Genomic DNA, 18,496 nt, shown 5'->3' with positions numbered 1-18,496 from the left:
ATCTCGCATGGTTAAAGTTCCATCAAGCCGCTCTTATCAGGAGTATGAATAGGAAGGATGGCGCGATGGCGACCTGCGGGCCGACAGTGTTCCGCGTTCCGGCGTGTCGACCTGGATCGCGAATCGCCATGCCATTCGCCAAAGGGACGAAAGACTCGGACAACCGCACCGACTTCACGGGCACGCCATCAGTATGAGAGATATTCTTCCAGTGCGAGACATCGATGACTGACAGTGCCGAGCCGACGACGGTCAGGCGGGTGCGGATCATGATCGTCGAGGATGACGCCCTTGTCGCCTTGGGCATACGCTGCACGCTGGACGAGCTTGGATACGAGGTTTGCGGCGTGGCGGCATCGGAACCGGAAGCCTTGGCGCTCGCCGGCAGGACACAACCGGAATTGGCGCTGATGGACATCCGGCTACGCGGTCCGACCGACGGCATCGACACCGCCCGCCGGCTCCGCGCGGAATTCGGCATCCGGTCCGTCTACCTGTCCGCCTATACCGACCACCAAACCATGAGCAGGATCACCTCGACCTACCCCCTGGGGTTCGTCCAGAAACCCTATTCCGCCGTGCAGTTGCGCATGGCGCTCGACTTGGCGGTGAGGCGGCTGGGCGCCTGATCGTCCCCGAGGGTTGCAGTCCTCGGCATTGATAGGAAGTTGCACCATGGCCGACCCCCTCACTATGGAACCGGCGCGGTTGTCGCTGCCCCTGCTGCGCGCGGTCGCGCGGGACGCCACCCTTCCCTTGGCGCTGGCGGACGGATGGCGCGAGCGGACGGAGGCGGCCGCCGCCACGGTGGCGGCGGTGGTGGCGCGGGGCGACGCCGCCTATGGCATCAACACCGGGTTCGGCCTGCTGGCGCGAAAGCGCATCCCCTCGGAGAACCTGCGGGAGCTTCAGACCCGCCTCGTGCTGTCGCACGCCGCCGGCACCGGGGCCCCTTTGGCGCCAGATACCGTGCGCCTGATCCTGGCGCTCAAGGCGGCCAGCCTGGCTCGCGGACAATCGGGGGTCCGGCCGGTGGTGGTCGAGACGCTGCTGGCCCTGGCGAACCACGGTGTCCTGCCCGTCATACCCTCCAAGGGCTCGGTTGGGGCTTCCGGCGACTTGGCGCCATTGGCCCACATGACGACGGTCCTGATCGGCGTTGGCGAGGCGTCGGTCGGCGATAGGGTCGTCCCGGCCGCCCAAGCCTTGGCCGAGGCCGGGATCGAGCCGCTGGTGCTGGAGGCCAAGGAGGGGCTGGCCCTGCTCAACGGCACCCAGGTCTCCACCGCGCTGGCGCTGGTCGGACTATTCGGCGCCGAGGATTGCCTCGCCGGCGGACTGGTCGCGGGCGCGCTGTCGGTCGACGCCGCGCGCGGCAGCGACGTGCCGTTCGATCCCCGCATCCACGAACTGCGAGGGCAGCCCGGCCAGATCGACGTCGCGGCCATCCTGCGCCGCCTGCTGTCGGGCAGCGCCATCCGCCACTCCCATCTGACCGGCGACGAACGGGTCCAGGACCCCTATTCGCTGCGCTGCCAGCCGCAGGTGATGGGCGCCTGCCTCGATCATCTGCGATTCGCGGCCCAGGTGCTGGAACGCGAAGCCAACGCCGTCACCGACAACCCGCTGGTCTTCCCGGACAGTGGGGATATCCTGTCCGGCGGCAACTTCCACGCGGAACCGGTCGCCATGGCGGCGGACGTGCTGGCGCTCGCCATCGCCGAGACCGGCGCCCTGTCGGAGCGGCGCACCGCCCTGCTGATGGACACCACGCTCAGCGGCTTGCCGCCCTTCCTGGTGGCGGAGGGCGGCCTCAACTCCGGCTTCATGATCGCCCAGGTGACGGCGGCGGCATTGGCGTCGGAGAACAAGCAGCTGGCCCATCCCGCCAGCGTCGACAGCCTGCCGACCTCCGCCAATCAGGAGGACCATGTCAGCATGGCGACCCACGGCGCGCGCCGGCTGGGCGACATGGCGGCGAACACGGCGGCGATCGTTGCGATCGAGCTGCTGGCCGCCTGCCAGGGGATCGACTTCCACAAGCCGCTGGAAACATCACCGGCCCTACGGGACGCGCTGGCGATCGTTCGCGGCCGCGTGCCGTTCTACGACCGCGACCGTTATTTCGCGCCCGACATCGCCGCCGCGACCGCCACGGTGACCGAGGGCTCGTGGCACGCCTTCATGGACAAAGGGACGTTACCAGGAGTCGTGGGGGCAGGAGCCCTGTGACCGGGAGTCCTGTGATCGCGGCCTCCGATTTCGTATGATCGCGCAAAAGCAAGATCGAACGAAATAGGGAGGTTTGGTGACCATGCGCGGACTCATGATGGATCAGCCGCTGTTGATCTCCTCGCTGCTCGGCCACGCGGAGGAGTATCACGGAACCACCGAGATCGTGTCCCGCACGATCGAGGGACCCATCCACACCTACACCTACGCCGAGGCGGCCAAGCGGGCGCGCCAGTTGGCCAACGCCCTGGTGGCGCTTGGTGTGGAGCCGGGCGACAGGATTGGCACCGTGGCGTGGAACGGCTTCCGGCATTTCGAGATCTACTACGCGACCTCGGGAATGGGGGCGGTCTGCCACACCATCAACCCGCGCCTGTTTCCGCCGCAGATCTCCTACATCATCAACCACGCCGAGGATTCCTACCTGTTCGTCGACCTGACCTTCGTGCCGCTGCTCGAAGGCATCGCCGACAGCCTCAAGGCGGTCAAGGGCACCGTGGTGATGACCGACCGCGACCACATGCCGGAGACATCGCTGCCCAACGTCCTGTGCTACGAGACGCTGGTGCGCGGCCATTCCGACCGGTTCGACTGGCCGGTGTTCGACGAGGGCACGGCCTCCTCGCTCTGCTATACCTCCGGCACCACCGGCAATCCCAAGGGCGTGCTGTACACCCACCGCTCGACGGTGCTCCACAGCTACGCGATCGCCCTGCCCGACGCGCTCGGCCTGTCCTGCCGCGACGTGGTCATGCCGGTGGTGCCTATGTTCCACGTCAACGCCTGGGGCCTGCCCTACGCGGCACCCATGGCGGGGGCCAAGCTGGTGTTCCCCGGCGCCCGGATGGATGGAGAGAGCCTGCATGGGCTGATGGAGTTGGGAGGCGTCACCCTCAGCGCGGGCGTGCCCACGATCTGGGCCGGGCTGCTCCGCCACATGCGGGAGACGGGCAAGAGGTTCGGCAGCCTGACCCGGACCGTCGTGGGCGGCTCGGCGGCGCCGCGCGCCATGATCGAGACCTTCCAAGACGAGTTCGGCGTCGACCTGATCCACGCCTGGGGCATGTCGGAAACCTCGCCGATCGGCTCCGTCTCGCGGCTGAAGCCGGGCATGGATGGCTTGTCCGAGGACGCGAAGATGGCGATCCGCGCCAAGCAGGGTCGCCCGATCTTCGGCATCCGCATGAAGATCGTCGACGACGAGGACAAGCCCCTGCCCCACGACGATGTCGCCTTCGGCCACCTCAAGGTGTCCGGCCCCTGGGTCTGCGCCCGCTACTTCAAGGAGGAGCCAGGGCCGACCCATGACGAGGATGGCTGGTTCTCGACCGGCGACGTCGCCACCATCGACGCCGATGGCTACATGAGCATCACCGACCGCAGCAAGGATGTCATCAAGTCGGGCGGCGAGTGGATCAGCTCGATCGAGCTGGAGAACACGGCGGTCGCCCACCCGGACGTGGTGGAGGCGGCGGCGATCGGCGTCGCCCATCCCAAATGGGACGAGCGGCCCCTGCTGGTCGTGATCCGCCGGCCGGGCAGCGACCTGACCCGGGAAGGCCTTTTGGAATTCTTCGAGGGCAAGGTCGCCAAATGGTGGCTGCCGGACGACATTGTGTTCGTCGAGGAATTGCCGCATACCGCGACCGGCAAGCTGTTGAAGACCAGGTTGCGTGAGCAATTCAAGGATTACCGCTTGCCCACCGCGGCGGAATGACCCCAAGGGAGCGGCGGCGAGAGATCATGCGGACCCATGGCGATCCACCGCCCTCCCCTCCGGCGCTACCGGAAACCGACAGCTCCGCCCCGATGAACCCCGTGACGCGCCACGCGCTGATGGCGCTGGGCTTCGTGATGGTTGGGCTGGGCACGCTGGGGGTGTTCCTGCCGGTGCTGCCGACGGCGCCTTTCCTGATCGTCGCCGCCTGGGCCTTCTCGCGCAGTTCGGAGCGTTTCCACCGCTGGCTTTACAACCATCCCTGGTTCGGCCCGCCGTTGACCGCCTGGAACAGGCACGGTGTCATCCCGGTCGTCGGCAAGGTCATGTCGGTGGTGGGCATGTATGGCAGCCTGATCCTGGTCATCCTGTTCGTGGCCCAGGACTGGGTGCTGCCAGCCATCCACTTCACCGTCGTGACCGTGGTCGCCGCCTATATCCTGACACGGCCGAGTCGGCCGCCCAGTCCGGAAACCGAACCGCGCGTCAGCCCCGCTGACTGAACCAGTCGAGCAGGGTTTCGCAATCCTTCAAGTCGACGCGATGGGTTTCCCGCAGGTCCGCCAGGACGCCGCACAGCTCGTCGCTGGCGACGCGGGGCAAGGTGTCGTCGAACTGTCCGACGACCCAGGCCATCCCGCCATTGAGCAACGCCAGCCGCTCGCCCAAGGCGTCGAGCCCAAGCACCTCGTCGTGGAGGCCGCTGGTGGCGTGGGACGGCGTCTCTCCCAACTGGGTGACGACGCGTGTCAGGACACCACAGAAACGCGCCTGATTGCGCTGGACCGACATCAGCAGGTCCGTGGCCTCGGGCGGCTCGAACTCCGCCACGAGCGCGGTCAGCGCCTTCGCGCTGGCGCGGCCAACCTCCAGCATGACGTTCAGCCGCCGCGCCAATTCGTCGTCCGCGATCGGATCGGCGATGGGCGCCTTGGAATACGCGGGGTCGATCTCGGCGGCGAGGCAGGGTGGCGAAGCACAGCTTGCCGTCTCAAGTTCGGACATGCTCGTTACTCCTTCGACACCAATATAGCGATGCTTGATTGGACTTTGTAGCGAGCCTCAAAAATGTCCCGAAGATTACCGGGAATAGTCGAGACGCTTCCGTGTTGTCCGTACCGTCATAACACTGGATTTCACCCGAACAGCCCGGGATGTCCGGGTTGGCGACTATGTTAATGGAAGGAATTGGTTTGGATGTGCGGCAAATTTTGGCTCGTCTTGATTCCTTTGCTCATGATCGGCGGTGTCACTGGATGCGGTGACGACTCGATGTCGCTCCACGAACCGGCATCGCCACCCGCCGCCGACGCGGCCTGGCTTCCTCCCGAGGGATCGGGCGCCGCTCCCGGCCTCAGACGCTGAGGACATCCGGCGGCACCGGGCGGGGCCGGCGATCCTCACCGATCGCGACATAGGTGAAGACGCCTTCGGTCACCTTGGCAGCGGTCCGCGCCAAGCCCCGCCTGATCCAGGTGTCGACCTTGATCGACAAGGAGGTCCGGCCGACTCGGATCACGGCGCAGTAGCAGCTGACCTCGTCGCCGATCAGCACGGGCTGGTGGAACTTCATCGCCTCGATGCCGACGGTGGCGACCCTGCCCCCGGCCCGGCGGGCGGCGACCATGCCTCCCGCGACGTCCATCTGTGACAGCAGCCAGCCGCCGAAGATGTCGCCGTTGGGGTTGGTGTCGGCCGGCATCGCGATCGTCCGCAACGCCGGGCCATGGCTGAAATCCGGTTCCTGTTCCGACATCGCCGCTTCCTCTTGAGTTGGGGAGCAAATCCGAATACCAAATATTGTGATCGATTCATACCGCGACACCGCATCCCTTGCGTCGGCAGTGATCTAATTCCTATAATATGGCCATGAGCGATTTATTTCAAAACACGGTGCGCAAGGAAGACAGCTACTCCGCCCAGGACATCGAGGTGCTGGAGGGGCTGGAACCTGTGCGCCGCCGGCCCGGCATGTATATCGGCGGCACGGACGAACGCGCCCTCCATCATCTCGTGGCCGAAATCCTTGACAACGCCATGGACGAGGCCGTCGCCGGCCACGCCAGCCGAATCGACTTGGAACTGGCGCTCGACGCCACCGTGACGATCCGCGACAACGGGCGCGGCATCCCGATCGACGAGCACCCCAAATACCCCGGCAAATCGGCGCTTGAAGTGATCATGACGACGCTGCACTCCGGTGGCAAGTTCAGCGGCAAGGCCTATGCCACGTCCGGCGGCCTGCATGGCGTCGGCCTGTCCGTCGTCAACGCCCTGTCGGATCGCCTGACGGTGGAGATCGCCCGAGACCGCCAGCTCTACACCCAAAGCTACAGCCGCGGCCTCGCCGTTGGCGACTTGGTCGGGCTGGGTCCGGTCAACAACCGGCGTGGCACCACCATCAAGTTCCATCCCGATCCGCTGATCTTCGGCGAGGGCGCCGCCTTCAAGCCGGAGCGGCTGTACCGCATGGCGCGGTCGAAGGCATATCTCTACAAGGGCGTCGAGATCCGCTGGGCCTGCGATCCCGAACTGCTGGGCACCGACGCGGTGACGCCGGCCTCGGAAACGCTGCGGTTCCCCGGTGGGTTGAACGACTACCTGACCGCCGCGCTGAAGGACCGCAAAGCTCTGACCCCCGCCCCCTTCGCCGGCGAGGTGCCGTTCCCCGGCGACGCCGGCCGGGCGGAATGGGCCATCGCGTGGCCAGAGGACGAGGAGGGCTTCATCCACTCCTATTGCAACACCGTCCCGACGCCACAGGGCGGCAGCCATGAGATGGGCCTGCGCGCGGCGTTGATCCGCGGGCTGAAATCGTTTGGCGAGCTGGTCAACAACAAGCGGGCCGGTCAGGTCACGGCGGACGACGTGTTCGGCGGCGCCAATATCCTGCTGTCGGTTTTCATCCGCGATCCGTCCTTCCAAGGCCAGACCAAGGAGAAGCTGGCGACGGCCGAAGCGGCCCGGCTGGTCGAGGCCGCCGTCAAGGATCACTTCGACCACTGGCTATCCGCCGACCCCGCCGCCAGCAACGTCCTGCTCGACCACCTGATCGAGAAGGCCGAGGAGCGCCAGCGGAAGCGTCAAGCCAAGGAGATGTCGCGCAAGACCGCGACCCGCAAGCTCCGCCTGCCCGGCAAGCTGGCGGATTGCAGCCGCAACACGCCGGACGGCACCGAGGTCTTCCTGGTCGAGGGCGACTCGGCGGGCGGTTCGGCCAAGCAGGCGCGCAACCGGGAAACCCAGGCCATCCTGCCGCTGCGGGGCAAGATCCTCAACGTGGCGAGCGCCACGGCCGACAAGATGCGCGCCAACCAGGAACTGAGCGACTTGATCCAGGCGCTGGGCTGCGGCGTCGGGCGCGACTTCTCGTCGGAGAAGCTGCGCTACGAGCGGGTCATCATCATGACCGACGCCGATGTCGACGGCGCGCACATCGCCTCGCTGCTGATGACCTTCTTCTACCGGGAGATGCCCGGCCTGATCCAGAACGGTCACCTGTACCTGGCCCTGCCGCCGCTCTACCGCGTTTCCCACGGCGGCAAGTCGGTCTACGCCCGCGACGACATCCACAAGGAGGAACTGCTCAAGACGGTCTTCGCCGGTAAGAAGGTCGAACTGAGCCGCTTCAAGGGCCTTGGCGAGATGCAGCCGTCGCAGCTCAAGGAAACCACCATGGACCCGACCAAGCGAACCCTGCTGCGCGTGGTGGTGCCGGATACCCATGACCCGGAGATGCGGGGCGAGGTCGAACAGACCAAGTCTCTGGTGGAAAGCCTGATGGGCCGCAAGCCGGAACTGCGGTTCCAATACATCCAGGATAACGCCAAGTTCGTCCAGGACATCGACGTCTAGGCACATCGGCTAGCGGAACCACTTTCCACGAGGCCCTGTTGGGGTTGGGGACGGCGCGGCCAAGTCGATCGTCGCGCGCCGGAGCGATACAACCCCAAGGGGCAGGCCCCAGAGGCAGGAAAGCAGATGCTTATCCGAGAGATCATGACCCGCGACGTGGAGGTGGTCGCTCCGAGCGACACCATTCAGCGCGCGGCGAAACTAATGGACGACCTGAACGTCGGCGTTCTTCCCGTATGCGAGGGACCGAAGCTGGTCGGACTCGTCACCGACCGCGACATCACGGTTCGCGCAACTTCCGTCGGCAAATCACCCTCGGAATGCAAGGTCGCGGAGGTCATGACCGACGATCCGCGCTTCTGCTACGAGGACGACGTGGTCAGCGATGTGTCCCGCCTGATGGGCGACATGCAGATCCGGCGCGTTCCCGTGCTCGACAATCAGGACAAGCTGATCGGCATCGTATCGCTGGGCGACATCGCGACCGATACGGACCGCGCCCAATCGATCGCCGACACCCTTGGCCAAGTATCGGAACCCTCGGCGCCCGATCGCGCCTGAGCGTTTCGACCAAGCTTCCCATTTCCGAATTCGACCCGAACCTTGATGGAGACCAACGGCATGGCCGCGAGCAACCAGAACCACGACAAAGCCCATGACATGGCCGAGGAAGGCCTGGACAAGATGGTCGAGGGCGACACCAAGCAAGGCGAGAAACTGGTCGAGCAGGCCAAGAAGATCGATTCCGCCGCCGTGAACGAGGTGGCCAAGGAAGTCGAGGAAGACCGCAAGCAGGCCGAGAACTTCAAGAAGTAGGAAACACCCCTCAGCGGTCCAGGATCGTCCCGGTCACGACAGCCTCGTGCAGGTCGCAGCCGGTCAGGTCGGCGTTGGTCAGGTCGCAGCCGTGCAGGATCGCCTTGCGCAGCCGCGCCCCGGCCAGCCTGGCCCGCACAAGCGAGGTGTGAAGCAGCCGGTCGGCTCCGATCTTGAGTGAGGCCAGATTGGCTTGTTCGAGGCACACGTCGATCAGGATCGCGCGGTCCAGGCGAGCGCCCCGCAGGTCGGCGGCCCGCAGATTGGCGGATCTCAGATCAGCGCCATCCAACTGGATCGATTGCATCTGCGCTCCCTCGAGATTGGCGCCGCGCAGCCGAACACGCGACGCGATGCCCAAGCTCAGGACGCGGTTGCGCAGGTCGGCGCCATCCAAATCCATTTCAACGAGATTGAGCTGTGTCCCTTCCCGGCCGCCGCTCTTCAGCCAGCGGGCATGGGCTATCAGCAGGTTTTCGAGATCCAGCGCGGGAGGGGGTTCCGGGTCCGGCTCCTTCGCCTCGATCGGCAGAGGCACGGGGTTCCGCTGTTGCGCCACCGCCTCGTCGTCGGAGCGGATCGCCGTCTTCAGCATGGTAGCGGCCGTGGTCGTGGCGTCGGTCATGTCGGCGCCCCGCAGGTCGGCGCCGGAGAAGTCGGTGCCGCTGAGATTGGCGCCGACGAATTTCGAGTTCCGCAGGTCGGTCCGGACCAGCCGGGCGTCCGACAGCTTGCTGTGCGAAAAATCGGCGCCCGCCGCGAACGAGCCCGACAGTTTGGCCCGCGCCATGTCGGCCCGGACCAGGATGGTCGAGTTCATGTCCGCCGGTCCCGGCTCGAACCCGATGACCTTCAACTCGCCATCGCTGCCCTTGTTGGCCATCGAGCCATCGCGCAGATCCACCTCGATCATCACGGCGTCGCGCAGCACCGCGCCCCGTAGATTGGCCCCCCGCAGGTCGGTGCGGAATAGATGGCTGCCCGACAGGTCCGCGCCGCGCAGATCGGCGCCGAACAGGTCGGCGTGATCGAGGACCGTGCCCGTCATCCTAGCGTCGCGCAGGATGGCGCCGGACAAATGGGCGCCGGTCAGGTTGCGGTTGGTGAAATCGAGGCTGGACAGGTCGAAGAAGGGCATGTTGGCCCGCGATCCATTGGGCCGCCCTTCCATGAAGCGTTTATGCCGATCGCAAACCCGGTCGAGTTGCTCTTGCGTCAGCTTGATCTTGGCTTTGCGTTCCTCTTCGATCGCCATGCGTCATCCGAACAGCTTGTCGATATCGCTTTGATTGATCTCGGTGCTACCGCTGGGCGCCGGAGGTGCCGGAGCCGGTGGCGGGGGAGGAGGAGGCTGCCAAGCCGGGGCCGGTGGCGGCGGCGGAGCCGGCTGGGCGGCGGGAGCGTCGAAGCTGATACTGTCGAACAGCGCGTCGATCGTCGCCTGATCGACACCGTCGCCGGCGGCGGCCGGGCCGTTGAGCAGATGGGCGTCCGGCCGATCGTCGTTCATCTTGCGATGGGAGGTGGAGGCGTCGGCGGAAGCCAGGACCGCGCGGTCCACACCCCAGATCTCAATCATCGTGTTGACGCGCTGCTCGATGTAGCGGAGCGTGTTGACCACCTTTGTGGTGCGCTGGCCCGTGATGTCCTGGAAAGAGCAGGCCGTCATGATCTCCATGATCTGGACTTCGATATCGTTCGCCAGATCGCCGATATCCAGCTTGGTGTCGCCACGATGCGCCCGGTGCATCTGGCTGGCGAACTCCTGGATCCGTTCGGCGGCGTTCAGGATCTCGGTCGTCGCGCGCTCGGTCGCGGTGACGATGGCGTCCAGCTCGCCGGTCGCCGCCATGATCCGATTGGCGCCCGCGTCGGCTGGCCGCAAGGCCGCGATCTCGCTTCGGGTCTGCTGGATGTAGCTGCTCATCTCCTGCAGTTCCTGGCGCAGGATGCGCAGGTGGGTCGAGCGGTCGGGAGCACCGGCGCCCCCGGTCCCACCCATGTCCACCATCATCTCCATCGGCTGGGAGGCGACGACGGTCGTGCCTTCCATCCCGCTCAGCCGATCGACCTGACGCTCCAGCTTGCCCGCCAGCCGGCGCCAATCATCGACCGAAACCACCCGCGTCCTGCGGTCCCGCATCCGGAGGAAGGCGCGGCCCCGCGCCGACGAGGACAGGGCCTCCTCCATGCTCAGGTAATCGAGTTCGGTGAGATCAAGCAACTCGGGTACGGTCATCTTTGCGCTTCTGACCACTCAAGACGGCATCGGGATAGGGTGGGCGGGCCGAAGCATATCTCCGTCCTCTTAACTTACCCCTAATGCACGCGGCGGGCTCCACGCGTCGCGGGGTCCTGCCGCTCGCGACAAAAAAGCCGCTCGAATTGAGCGGCTTTTCCGATGGATCGGGTTTGGCGGTTCTCGGAAAGGTCAGCCGGCGGTGCCGACACGCTGCCGGAGTGTTTGCAGCAGGCTCTCGATCTGCCCACCGCCACGCTGGATGACGGAGGAGAATTCCGACCGCTGGGTGACGCTCATGCTGACACCCTCGACCGCGACGTCGATCACCTTCATGGTGTCGCCGCGCTGGCGGACACGCCAGTCGACGGCCACGGGAGGCGCGTCGGGCCGGATGATCTGCGAGTTGACGATCGCGTCGCTGTCGCCTTCAGGGCGATGTCCAGTGATCTTCAACGTCTCGTTGACGTCGAGGTTCTGACCGGAATACTGCGAGAACCGGTCGGCGTAGACCTGGACGATCAGGCGCTCGAACAGTGTCCCGTATTCCTGCTGCTGCTGTGGCGTGGCCGTACGCCAGTTGGCGCCCAGCACGAAGCGGCTGATATACGGAACGTCGAAGCCCTCGTTCAGCAGCACGCGGAACCGCTTCATGGATTCCTCGCGGCCCAGGCTGGGCTTGACCAGCACATCGATGGCGCGAGCGCCCAGGTCCTGGATGAATTTGGCGGCGGCTTCCGAACGCGCGTCGGCGTGGCCAGCGGAGGGAAGCGCGGCGGTACCCGCAAAGGCGAGCAGCGCGGCGCAGGCGATAAGGAAACGGCGTCTGATCATGGCGTGCTGGACTTGGAGACGCCGCCGGGATTTTCAACCGGGGGAGCGTCGTCCTCGGGAAATTCAGGGAATTCGGGGAACTCCGGAGAAGCACTGGTCCCAGCTTGGCCGTCGTTGATCTCGCTGATCCGGTTCTGACGGTACAGGCTGCGCAGCGACGCGTAATAGTCGAGCGAGTTGCGGCGCATGTCGTCGATCGGCTCGATCAGGCTGGCGCGCGCGTCGAGCGCGCCGGCGACCGCCCGGCCGATCGGGATGGCGTCGCGGTCGGTGTTGGCGGCCCACAGGTTGACCGGGTCGCCGAACGCCTCGGCGGCGATGCCGGTGGTGTCGCGGAAGTTGGACGGACCCAGCAGCGGTAGCACCAGATACGGACCTTCCGGCACGCCCCACACGGCGAGCGTCTGGCCGAAATCCTCCGCCTTGTAGGGCAGGTCGTGGTCCGCCGCGACATCGAGCACGCCGCCGATGCCGACGGTCGTGTTGATCAGGAACCGCTTGGTCGCGACCTCGGCGCCGTCCCAGTCCGCCTGCAGCAGCTCGTTGGCGATGGTCAGCGGGCTGCGCAGGTTACGGAGGAAGTTGCGGATGCCGTTCCGAATCGGATTGGGCACGACTCCGCGATAGATCTCGGCCGCCGGCCGGAACAGCAGGATGTCCGTGCCCTCGTTGAAGCCGAAGATCGCGCGGTTGAATCCTTCAAGCGGATCATTGGCTTCCTTGTAGGCGGCCAGGGCCACCGGATCATCGCTCGGCGGCATGACGCACCCGGACAGCGAGCCGCCGAAGGCCAGCAGGGCGACGGCGGCGACAGGACCGCGGAAGCGGGAGAAGCCAGGGAGGTTCCCAGGGAAGTTCATGGATAAGTCGCTCATCCAGACAGGAAAATCAGGGGTCACAGCCGCCACGGTCCATCGTCGCGGAAGACGCAAGTTAAACTGACGTAACATATGGAAATGTATTTGACCAGCCGGCCGGTGGTCGGATCACGCACCCGCGGCGGGGTGGCACCCGCTCCCAGGGCCGAAACGCGCGCTCATTCGGGTCCAGCCAAGCTTTTCCGCGAAAAGACGTTTACCTCGCATAAAGATATGTTTATATATCGATCGAGGATAACCAACCAACGGCATTCGAGGACAGGCACGGCGCATGGATTCCCTGCTCACGGCACTCAAGGCGGCGGCGGAACCGACACGGTTGCGTCTGATGGCGTTGTGCGCCCAGGGCGAACTGACGGTGACCGAGCTTACCCAGATCCTTGGCCAGAGCCAGCCCCGCGTGTCCCGCCATCTCAAGCTGCTGTGCGATGCCGGTCTGCTCGACCGCTTCCGCGAAGGCACCTGGGCGTTCTACCGGCTGGCCGAGCGGGGCGCCTTCGCCGACCTCGCCCGCACGCTGATCGACGCCGTTCCGGCCAACGACGCCACGCTGGCGCTGGATGTCGAACGCTTGGCCGCGATCAAGCGCGCCCGGGCGGAGGCGGCCGCCGATTATTTTCGAGAGAACGCCGCCCGCTGGCACGAGATGCGCTCGCTGCACGTGCCCGAGCGTGACGTGGAGGCGGCGCTGCTGCGGCTGCTGCCGTCATCGGGCATCCAGGACCTGCTGGACCTTGGCACCGGCACCGGCCGCATGCTGGAATTGCTGGCACCCCGCGTCGAGCGCGCGCTGGGCGTCGATCTATCGCGCGAGATGCTGGCGGTCGCCCGCTCCAACCTGGAACGCGCCGGTCTGCGGAACTGCCAGGTGCGGCAGTCCGACATGTACCAACTGCCGCTGCCGTCGTCCTCGTTCGATGCCGTCATCGTCCACCAGGTGCTCCACTACGCCGAGGAGCCCGCCGACGTGCTGGCCGAGGCCGCGCGCGTGCTGCGCCCGGGCGGCAGGCTGGTCATCGTCGATTTCGCCCGCCACGACCTCGAATCGCTGCGGATCGAACACGCCCACCGCCGGCTTGGCTTCGGCGACGACGAGGTCACCGGCTGGCTACATGCCGCCGGCATGACCCCCGAGCCCGTCGTCCACTTGCCCGGCGACCCGCTGACCGTCAATTTGTGGCCCGCCAAGCGCGATGGGAGCGATCACCTCACCGCGCCCAGCACCGCCGCACCCGCCCTTTCGACCTTCGGAGTTAATTGAATGAGCCTGGCCCCCAATAGCCTTGAAAGGCATGCCGGTTCCATCGCCCTCACGGGTCTGCGGCTGGACACCCCCCTGCCCGCCAATCTGGCGGTCAGCTTCGAGTTCTTCCCGCCCAAGACCGAGAAGATGGAGCAGACGCTGTGGCAGGCCGTTCACAAGCTGGCTCCGCTCCAGCCGGAATTCGTCTCGGTGACCTATGGCGCCGGCGGCACGACCCGCGAGCGCACCCACGCCACGGTCTGCCGACTGCAGAAGGAGACCGGCATCCAGGCGGCCGCCCACCTGACCTGCGTCGGCGCCACCCGGGAGGAGATCGACACGATCGCCAAGACCTACTGGGATAGCGGCATCCGCCATATCGTGGCGCTGCGCGGCGATCCGCCGACCGGCGTCGGCACCGCCTACGAGCCGCATCCCGGCGGCTACGCCTATGCCGCCGATCTGGTCGCGGGCTTGAAGCGCGCCGCCGATTTCGAGATCAGCGTCGCGGCCTATCCGGAGAGCCATCCGCAGGCGACCAGCCCTGCCGACGACCTGGACAACCTGAAGCGCAAGATCGACGCCGGCGCCACGCGGGCGATCACCCAGTTCTTCTTCGACGTCACCGCCTATCTGCGCTTCGTCGAGCGGGCGGCGGCGGCCGGCATCACGGTGCCGATCGTGCCGGGCATCCTGCCGATCACCAACTTCACCCGCGCCATCGAGTTCGCCGGAAGCTGCGGCGCCGCGATCCCGCCGTGGATGGCGGATCTGTTCGCGGGACTGGACAACGATCCCGAGACGCGCCAATTGGTCGCCGCGACGGTCGCGGTGGAGCAGTGCCGCCAACTCCACGCCGAGGGCATCCAGAACTTCCATTTCTACACCCTCAACCGCGCCGAGCTGACGGTGGGCATCTGCCACATGCTGGGCGTCCGTCCCAGGGAGCTGGCGACCGCGCCGGCGCCCGCCACCGCTTCCTGACACACCAGTACCGAGACAGAAGAAGAACCATGGCCCATCTCCTCGACCTTCTCAAAGAACGCGTGCTGCTGTGCGACGGCGGCATGGGCAGCAGGGTTCAGATGCTCGACCTGGATGTCGAGCGGGACTACTGGGGCATGGAGAACTGCACCGACGTGCTGGTCCTGTCCCGGCCCGATCTGGTGCGCGAGATCCACCGCGGCTACTTCGAGGCCGGCGCCGACATGGTGGAGACCAACACCTTCGGCGCGTCGCCGATCACGCTGGGCGAGTTCGACATCTCGGACAAGGCGTTCGAGATCAACCAGCGGGCGGGCGAACTGGCGCGCGAGGCGGCGGAGAGCTTCAAGGACGGCCGTCAGCGCTTCGTGCTCGGCTCGGTCGGTCCGGGAACCCGGCTGCCCAGCCTCGGCCATGTCGCCTACCAGCCGCTGGAGGACGCCCTCGCCGTCCAGGCGCGCGGGCTGATCGCCGGCGGCGTCGACGCCATCCTGATCGAGACCTGCCAGGACCCGCTGCAGATCAAGGCGGCGGTCAACGCGGTCAAGGTCGCCAGGAGGGAAGCCGGCGCCGACACCCCGATCTTCGTCCAGGTCACGGTCGAGACCACCGGCACCCTGCTGGTCGGCAGCGACATCGCGGCGGCGGCCACGGTCATCCACGCGCTCGACGTGCCGCTGATCGGCCTCAACTGCGCCACCGGCCCGGCCGAGATGTCGGAGCACGTCAAGTGGCTGGCGGAGAACTGGCCGGGCCTGATCTCGGTCCAGCCGAACGCCGGCCTGCCGGAACTGGTCAACGGCGCCACCCGCTATCCCCTGATGGCCGAGGAGCTGGCCGGCTGGCTGGAGCGCTTCGTCCGCGACGACGGGCTGAACCTGGTCGGCGGCTGCTGCGGCACCAACATCCCGCACATCCAGGCGACCGACGCCATGCTGCGGAAGTTGGCGGGCGCCGGGCAGATCCGCCCCTCGGTCAAGCCGCGCACCCATCATTGGATCCCGTCGGTGGCGTCGCTCTATAGCCAGGTCTCGCTGCGCCAGGAGAACGCCTATCTGTCGATCGGCGAGCGCTGCAACGCCAACGGCTCCAAGAAGTGGCGCGAGCTTCAGGAAAAGCACGATTGGGACGGCTGCGTCGAGATGGCCCGCGATCAGGTCAAGGAGGGCAGCCACACGCTCGACGTCTGCACCGCCTTCGTCGGCCGTGACGAGGTCGCCGAGATGAACGAGGTGATCACCCGCTTCACCGGTTCGGTGACGGCGCCGCTGGTGATCGACTCCACCGAATACACCGTGCTGGAACAGGCGCTGGCCCGTCATGGCGGCAAGCCGATCATCAACTCGATCAACTTCGAGGACGGCGAGGAGCCGGCCGCCCTGCGGCTGAAGCTGGCCAAGAAGTTCGGCGCCGCCGTGATCGCCCTGACGATCGACGAGGAGGGCATGGCGAAGACGGCGGAGAAGAAGCTGGAGATCGCCAAGCGGCTCTACGACTTCGCGGTCAACCAGCACGGGCTGCGGCCCGAGGACCTGCTGTTCGACCCGCTGACCTTCACCGTCGCGACCGGCAGCGAGGACGACCGCAAGCTGGGCCAATGGACGCTGGAGGGCATCGAGGCGATCAGCCGCGAGATGCCGGACTGCCAGATCATCCTGGGCCTGTCGAACATCTCGTTCGGTCTCAATCCCGCCGCCCGGCACGTGCTCAACTCGGTCTTCCTGGATCACGCGGTCAAGCGCGGCATGACCGGCGCCATCGTCCACGTCTCCAAGATCATGCCGCTGCACAAGATCCCCGAGGCGGAGGTCAAGGCGGCCGAGGACCTGATCTTCGACCGCCGGGCGGAGGGCTATGACCCGCTGCACGCCTTCATCGCGCTGTTCGAGGGCCGGAAGGCCGCGTCCGCCGTCAAGAAGGAGCGCCCGGCCAACATCGACGAGCGGCTGAAGCAGCGCATCATCGACGGCGACCGGACCGACCTCGACGTCGATCTGGCGAAGGCGATGGAGAGCTATCCGCCGCTGGAGATCATCAACACCTTCCTGCTGGACGGCATGAAGGTGGTCGGCGAGCTGTTCGGATCGGGCAAGATGCAGCTGCCCTTCGTGCTCCAGTCGGCCGAGACGATGAAGGCGGCGGTGGCCTATCTCGAGCCGCACATGGAGAAGATCGACGGCCAGGAGAAGGGCACCATCGTTCTCGCCACGGTCAAGGGCGACGTCCACGACATCGGCAAGAACCTGGTCGACATCATCCTGACCAACAACGGCTACCGCGTGGTCAACCTAGGCATCAAGCAGCCGATCACCAACATCCTGAACGCGGCCAAGGAGCACAAGGCCGATGCCATCGGCATGTCGGGCCTGCTGGTCAAGTCCACGGTGGTGATGCGCGAGAACCTGGAGGAATTGAGCCGGGGCGGCGTCGAGGTGCCGGTCCTGCTGGGTGGGGCCGCCCTGACGCGCGGCTATGTCGAGGAGGATTGCGTCAAGGCCTATGCCGGCGGCCGCGTCGCCTACGCCCGCGACGCGTTCGACGGGCTGTCGCTGATGGACAAGGTGGTCAACGGCCAGTTCGACACCTTCCTGGCCTCCAACCACGCCAAGCGGCAGGGCCGGGCCACCAACCAGCGGCGGAAGCTGGGCCAGCCGGTGGAGGTCGATACCGGCGTCGTCGATGTCGAGGCGGTGCGGGCGCGGCGCGATCGGCTGGGCGAGGGCGTCGCGGTGCCGACGCCGCCGTTCTGGGGTCCGCAGGTGATCGGGCGGGTGCCGCTCAAGACCCTGGTGCCCTACCTGAACGAGCGGATGCTGTATCAGCTCCAGTGGGGCTACCGGAAGGACGGCAAGTCGCTCGACCAGTTCAAGGAGTGGTCGAAGAAGGAGCTTCGCCCCATCCTCAACCGCATGCTGACGACGGCGGCGGAGCAGGAGATCCTGACCCCGCAGGCGGTCTATGGCTATTGGAAGTGCGCCGCCGACGGCAACGACGTCATCCTGTACCAGGAGGACGGCAAGTCGGAGGTCGCCCGCTTCACCCTGCCCCGCCAGCGGAAAGAGGATGGCGAATGCATCGCCGACTTCTTCCGCGACGTGTCGCACGGGCCGGCCGACCGCGACGTGATCGGTTTGCAAGTCGTGACCATGGGCCAGAAAGCGAGCGACATCGCCCGCGAGTGGTTCGCAGAGAACCGGTACCAGGACTACCTGTACTTGCACGGCCTGGGCGTCGAGATGGCCGAGGCGATGGCGGAATACGTCCACAAGCGCATCCGCGTCGAACTGGGCTTCTCGTCCGAGGATGACCGCGACATGGAGAAGATGCTCCAGCAGGGATATCACGGCAGCCGCTACAGCTTCGGCTATCCGGCCTGCCCGAAGCTGGAGGACCAGGACCAGCTGCTCAAGCTGCTGGACGCCAAGCAGATCGGCATAGAGTTGAGCGACGAGTCGCAGCTCCACCCTGAGCAAAGCACCAGCGCCATCGTCGTCCATCACCCGAGGGCGAAGTACTTCTCGGTGTGATGGGGATCTGGGAGGTGGGAGCGCGGCGCGGTATGGATACCGCCACCCGCGCTCCCTTTCTTCAAGAGCAAGGTCAGATGTGGCGATGGCCTTGGCTGGGCTCGTCGAAATCGACTGGCTACAAATTGGAAAGAGCCATGTGACCTTCGGTATCGAGGTCCGCCACCAATC

General features: G+C 66.2%; 16 protein-coding genes. 10 read left to right on the top strand and 6 right to left on the bottom strand.

Translation table 11 applies throughout. From position 1 onward, the window contains the following. Positions 1–224 precede the first annotated feature (224 nt). From N825_RS17450 to N825_RS17435, 4 genes are all read left to right on the top strand, one after another. Complete coding sequence (locus N825_RS17450; RefSeq protein ID WP_037454573.1) at positions 225–629, top strand: response regulator; 405 nt, start codon at positions 225–227, stop codon at positions 627–629. 46 nt (positions 630–675) lie between these two features. Continuing rightward, entirely contained in the window at positions 676–2,232 is a 1,557-nt protein-coding gene (gene hutH / locus N825_RS17445; RefSeq protein ID WP_037454570.1) for a histidine ammonia-lyase, read from the top strand. Positions 2,233–2,314: 82 nt separating this feature from the next. Further along, entirely contained in the window at positions 2,315–3,949 is a 1,635-nt protein-coding gene (locus tag N825_RS17440) for a 3-(methylthio)propionyl-CoA ligase (protein ID WP_198038374.1), read from the top strand. Between the two features lie 26 nt (positions 3,950–3,975). Then, positions 3,976–4,452, top strand: a complete 477-nt coding sequence (locus N825_RS17435; protein WP_037454567.1) for a YbaN family protein — start codon at positions 3,976–3,978, stop codon at positions 4,450–4,452. Here N825_RS17435 and N825_RS17430 read toward each other — a convergent pair. After that, positions 4,436–4,954, bottom strand: coding sequence for a DUF6306 domain-containing protein (locus N825_RS17430; protein ID WP_037454564.1), 519 nt, complete (start codon positions 4,952–4,954; stop codon positions 4,436–4,438). The genes N825_RS17435 and N825_RS17430 overlap by 17 nt on opposite strands. 349 nt (positions 4,955–5,303) lie before the next feature. Then, positions 5,304–5,705 carry an acyl-CoA thioesterase gene (locus N825_RS17425; protein WP_037454561.1) on the bottom strand — a complete coding sequence of 134 codons (402 nt, stop codon included), beginning with the start codon at positions 5,703–5,705 and terminating at the stop codon, positions 5,304–5,306. A gap of 113 nt (positions 5,706–5,818) precedes the next feature. Between N825_RS17425 and parE the strand changes: the two genes are divergently transcribed. From parE to N825_RS17410, 3 genes are all read left to right on the top strand, one after another. Continuing rightward, positions 5,819–7,804, top strand: coding sequence for a DNA topoisomerase IV subunit B (gene parE / locus N825_RS17420; protein WP_037454822.1), 1,986 nt, complete (start codon positions 5,819–5,821; stop codon positions 7,802–7,804). A 126-nt stretch (positions 7,805–7,930) separates the two neighbouring features. Beyond that, the gene (locus N825_RS17415; RefSeq protein WP_037454558.1) at positions 7,931–8,365 is read left to right on the top strand and encodes a CBS domain-containing protein; all 435 of its coding nucleotides are present in this window, start codon (positions 7,931–7,933) and stop codon (positions 8,363–8,365) included. A 60-nt stretch (positions 8,366–8,425) separates the two neighbouring features. Next, positions 8,426–8,620 carry a hypothetical protein gene (locus tag N825_RS17410; RefSeq protein WP_157619333.1) on the top strand — a complete coding sequence of 65 codons (195 nt, stop codon included), beginning with the start codon at positions 8,426–8,428 and terminating at the stop codon, positions 8,618–8,620. Positions 8,621–8,630: 10 nt separating this feature from the next. Here N825_RS17410 and N825_RS17405 read toward each other — a convergent pair whose 3' ends face one another. From N825_RS17405 to N825_RS17390, 4 genes are all read right to left on the bottom strand, one after another. Then, a complete protein-coding gene (locus N825_RS17405; protein WP_037454556.1) occupies positions 8,631–9,875 on the bottom strand; it encodes a pentapeptide repeat-containing protein in 1,245 nt (414 codons plus the stop codon). Between the two features lie 3 nt (positions 9,876–9,878). Then, entirely contained in the window at positions 9,879–10,859 is a 981-nt protein-coding gene (locus tag N825_RS17400) for a protein phosphatase CheZ (protein ID WP_051512505.1), read from the bottom strand. A gap of 192 nt (positions 10,860–11,051) precedes the next feature. Next, the gene (locus N825_RS17395; RefSeq protein WP_037454555.1) at positions 11,052–11,693 is read right to left on the bottom strand and encodes an MlaC/ttg2D family ABC transporter substrate-binding protein; all 642 of its coding nucleotides are present in this window, start codon (positions 11,691–11,693) and stop codon (positions 11,052–11,054) included. Beyond that, positions 11,690–12,553 carry an MlaA family lipoprotein gene (locus N825_RS17390; protein WP_084164821.1) on the bottom strand — a complete coding sequence of 288 codons (864 nt, stop codon included), beginning with the start codon at positions 12,551–12,553 and terminating at the stop codon, positions 11,690–11,692. The genes N825_RS17395 and N825_RS17390 overlap by 4 nt, the downstream gene beginning before the upstream one ends. A gap of 289 nt (positions 12,554–12,842) precedes the next feature. Here N825_RS17390 and N825_RS17385 point away from each other — a divergent pair, with 289 nt between their 5' ends. The 3 genes from N825_RS17385 to metH all read left to right on the top strand — a co-directional run bounded on the left by N825_RS17385 (position 12,843) and on the right by metH (position 18,325). Next, positions 12,843–13,832, top strand: coding sequence for an ArsR/SmtB family transcription factor (locus N825_RS17385; RefSeq protein ID WP_037454553.1), 990 nt, complete (start codon positions 12,843–12,845; stop codon positions 13,830–13,832). 63 nt (positions 13,833–13,895) lie between these two features. After that, positions 13,896–14,798 carry a methylenetetrahydrofolate reductase gene (gene metF / locus N825_RS17380; protein WP_037454813.1) on the top strand — a complete coding sequence of 301 codons (903 nt, stop codon included), beginning with the start codon at positions 13,896–13,898 and terminating at the stop codon, positions 14,796–14,798. Positions 14,799–14,827: 29 nt separating this feature from the next. Continuing rightward, a complete protein-coding gene (gene metH, locus N825_RS17375; RefSeq protein ID WP_037454549.1) occupies positions 14,828–18,325 on the top strand; it encodes a methionine synthase in 3,498 nt (1,165 codons plus the stop codon). The last annotated feature ends 171 nt before the right edge of the window (positions 18,326–18,496 follow it).

It is taken from the genome of Skermanella stibiiresistens SB22, assembly GCF_000576635.1.
GTDB classification, from domain to species: Bacteria; Pseudomonadota; Alphaproteobacteria; order Azospirillales; family Azospirillaceae; genus Skermanella; species Skermanella stibiiresistens.
Note: the sequence above shows the minus strand (reverse complement) of the source record. Positions and strands in the feature narration are given on the sequence as shown.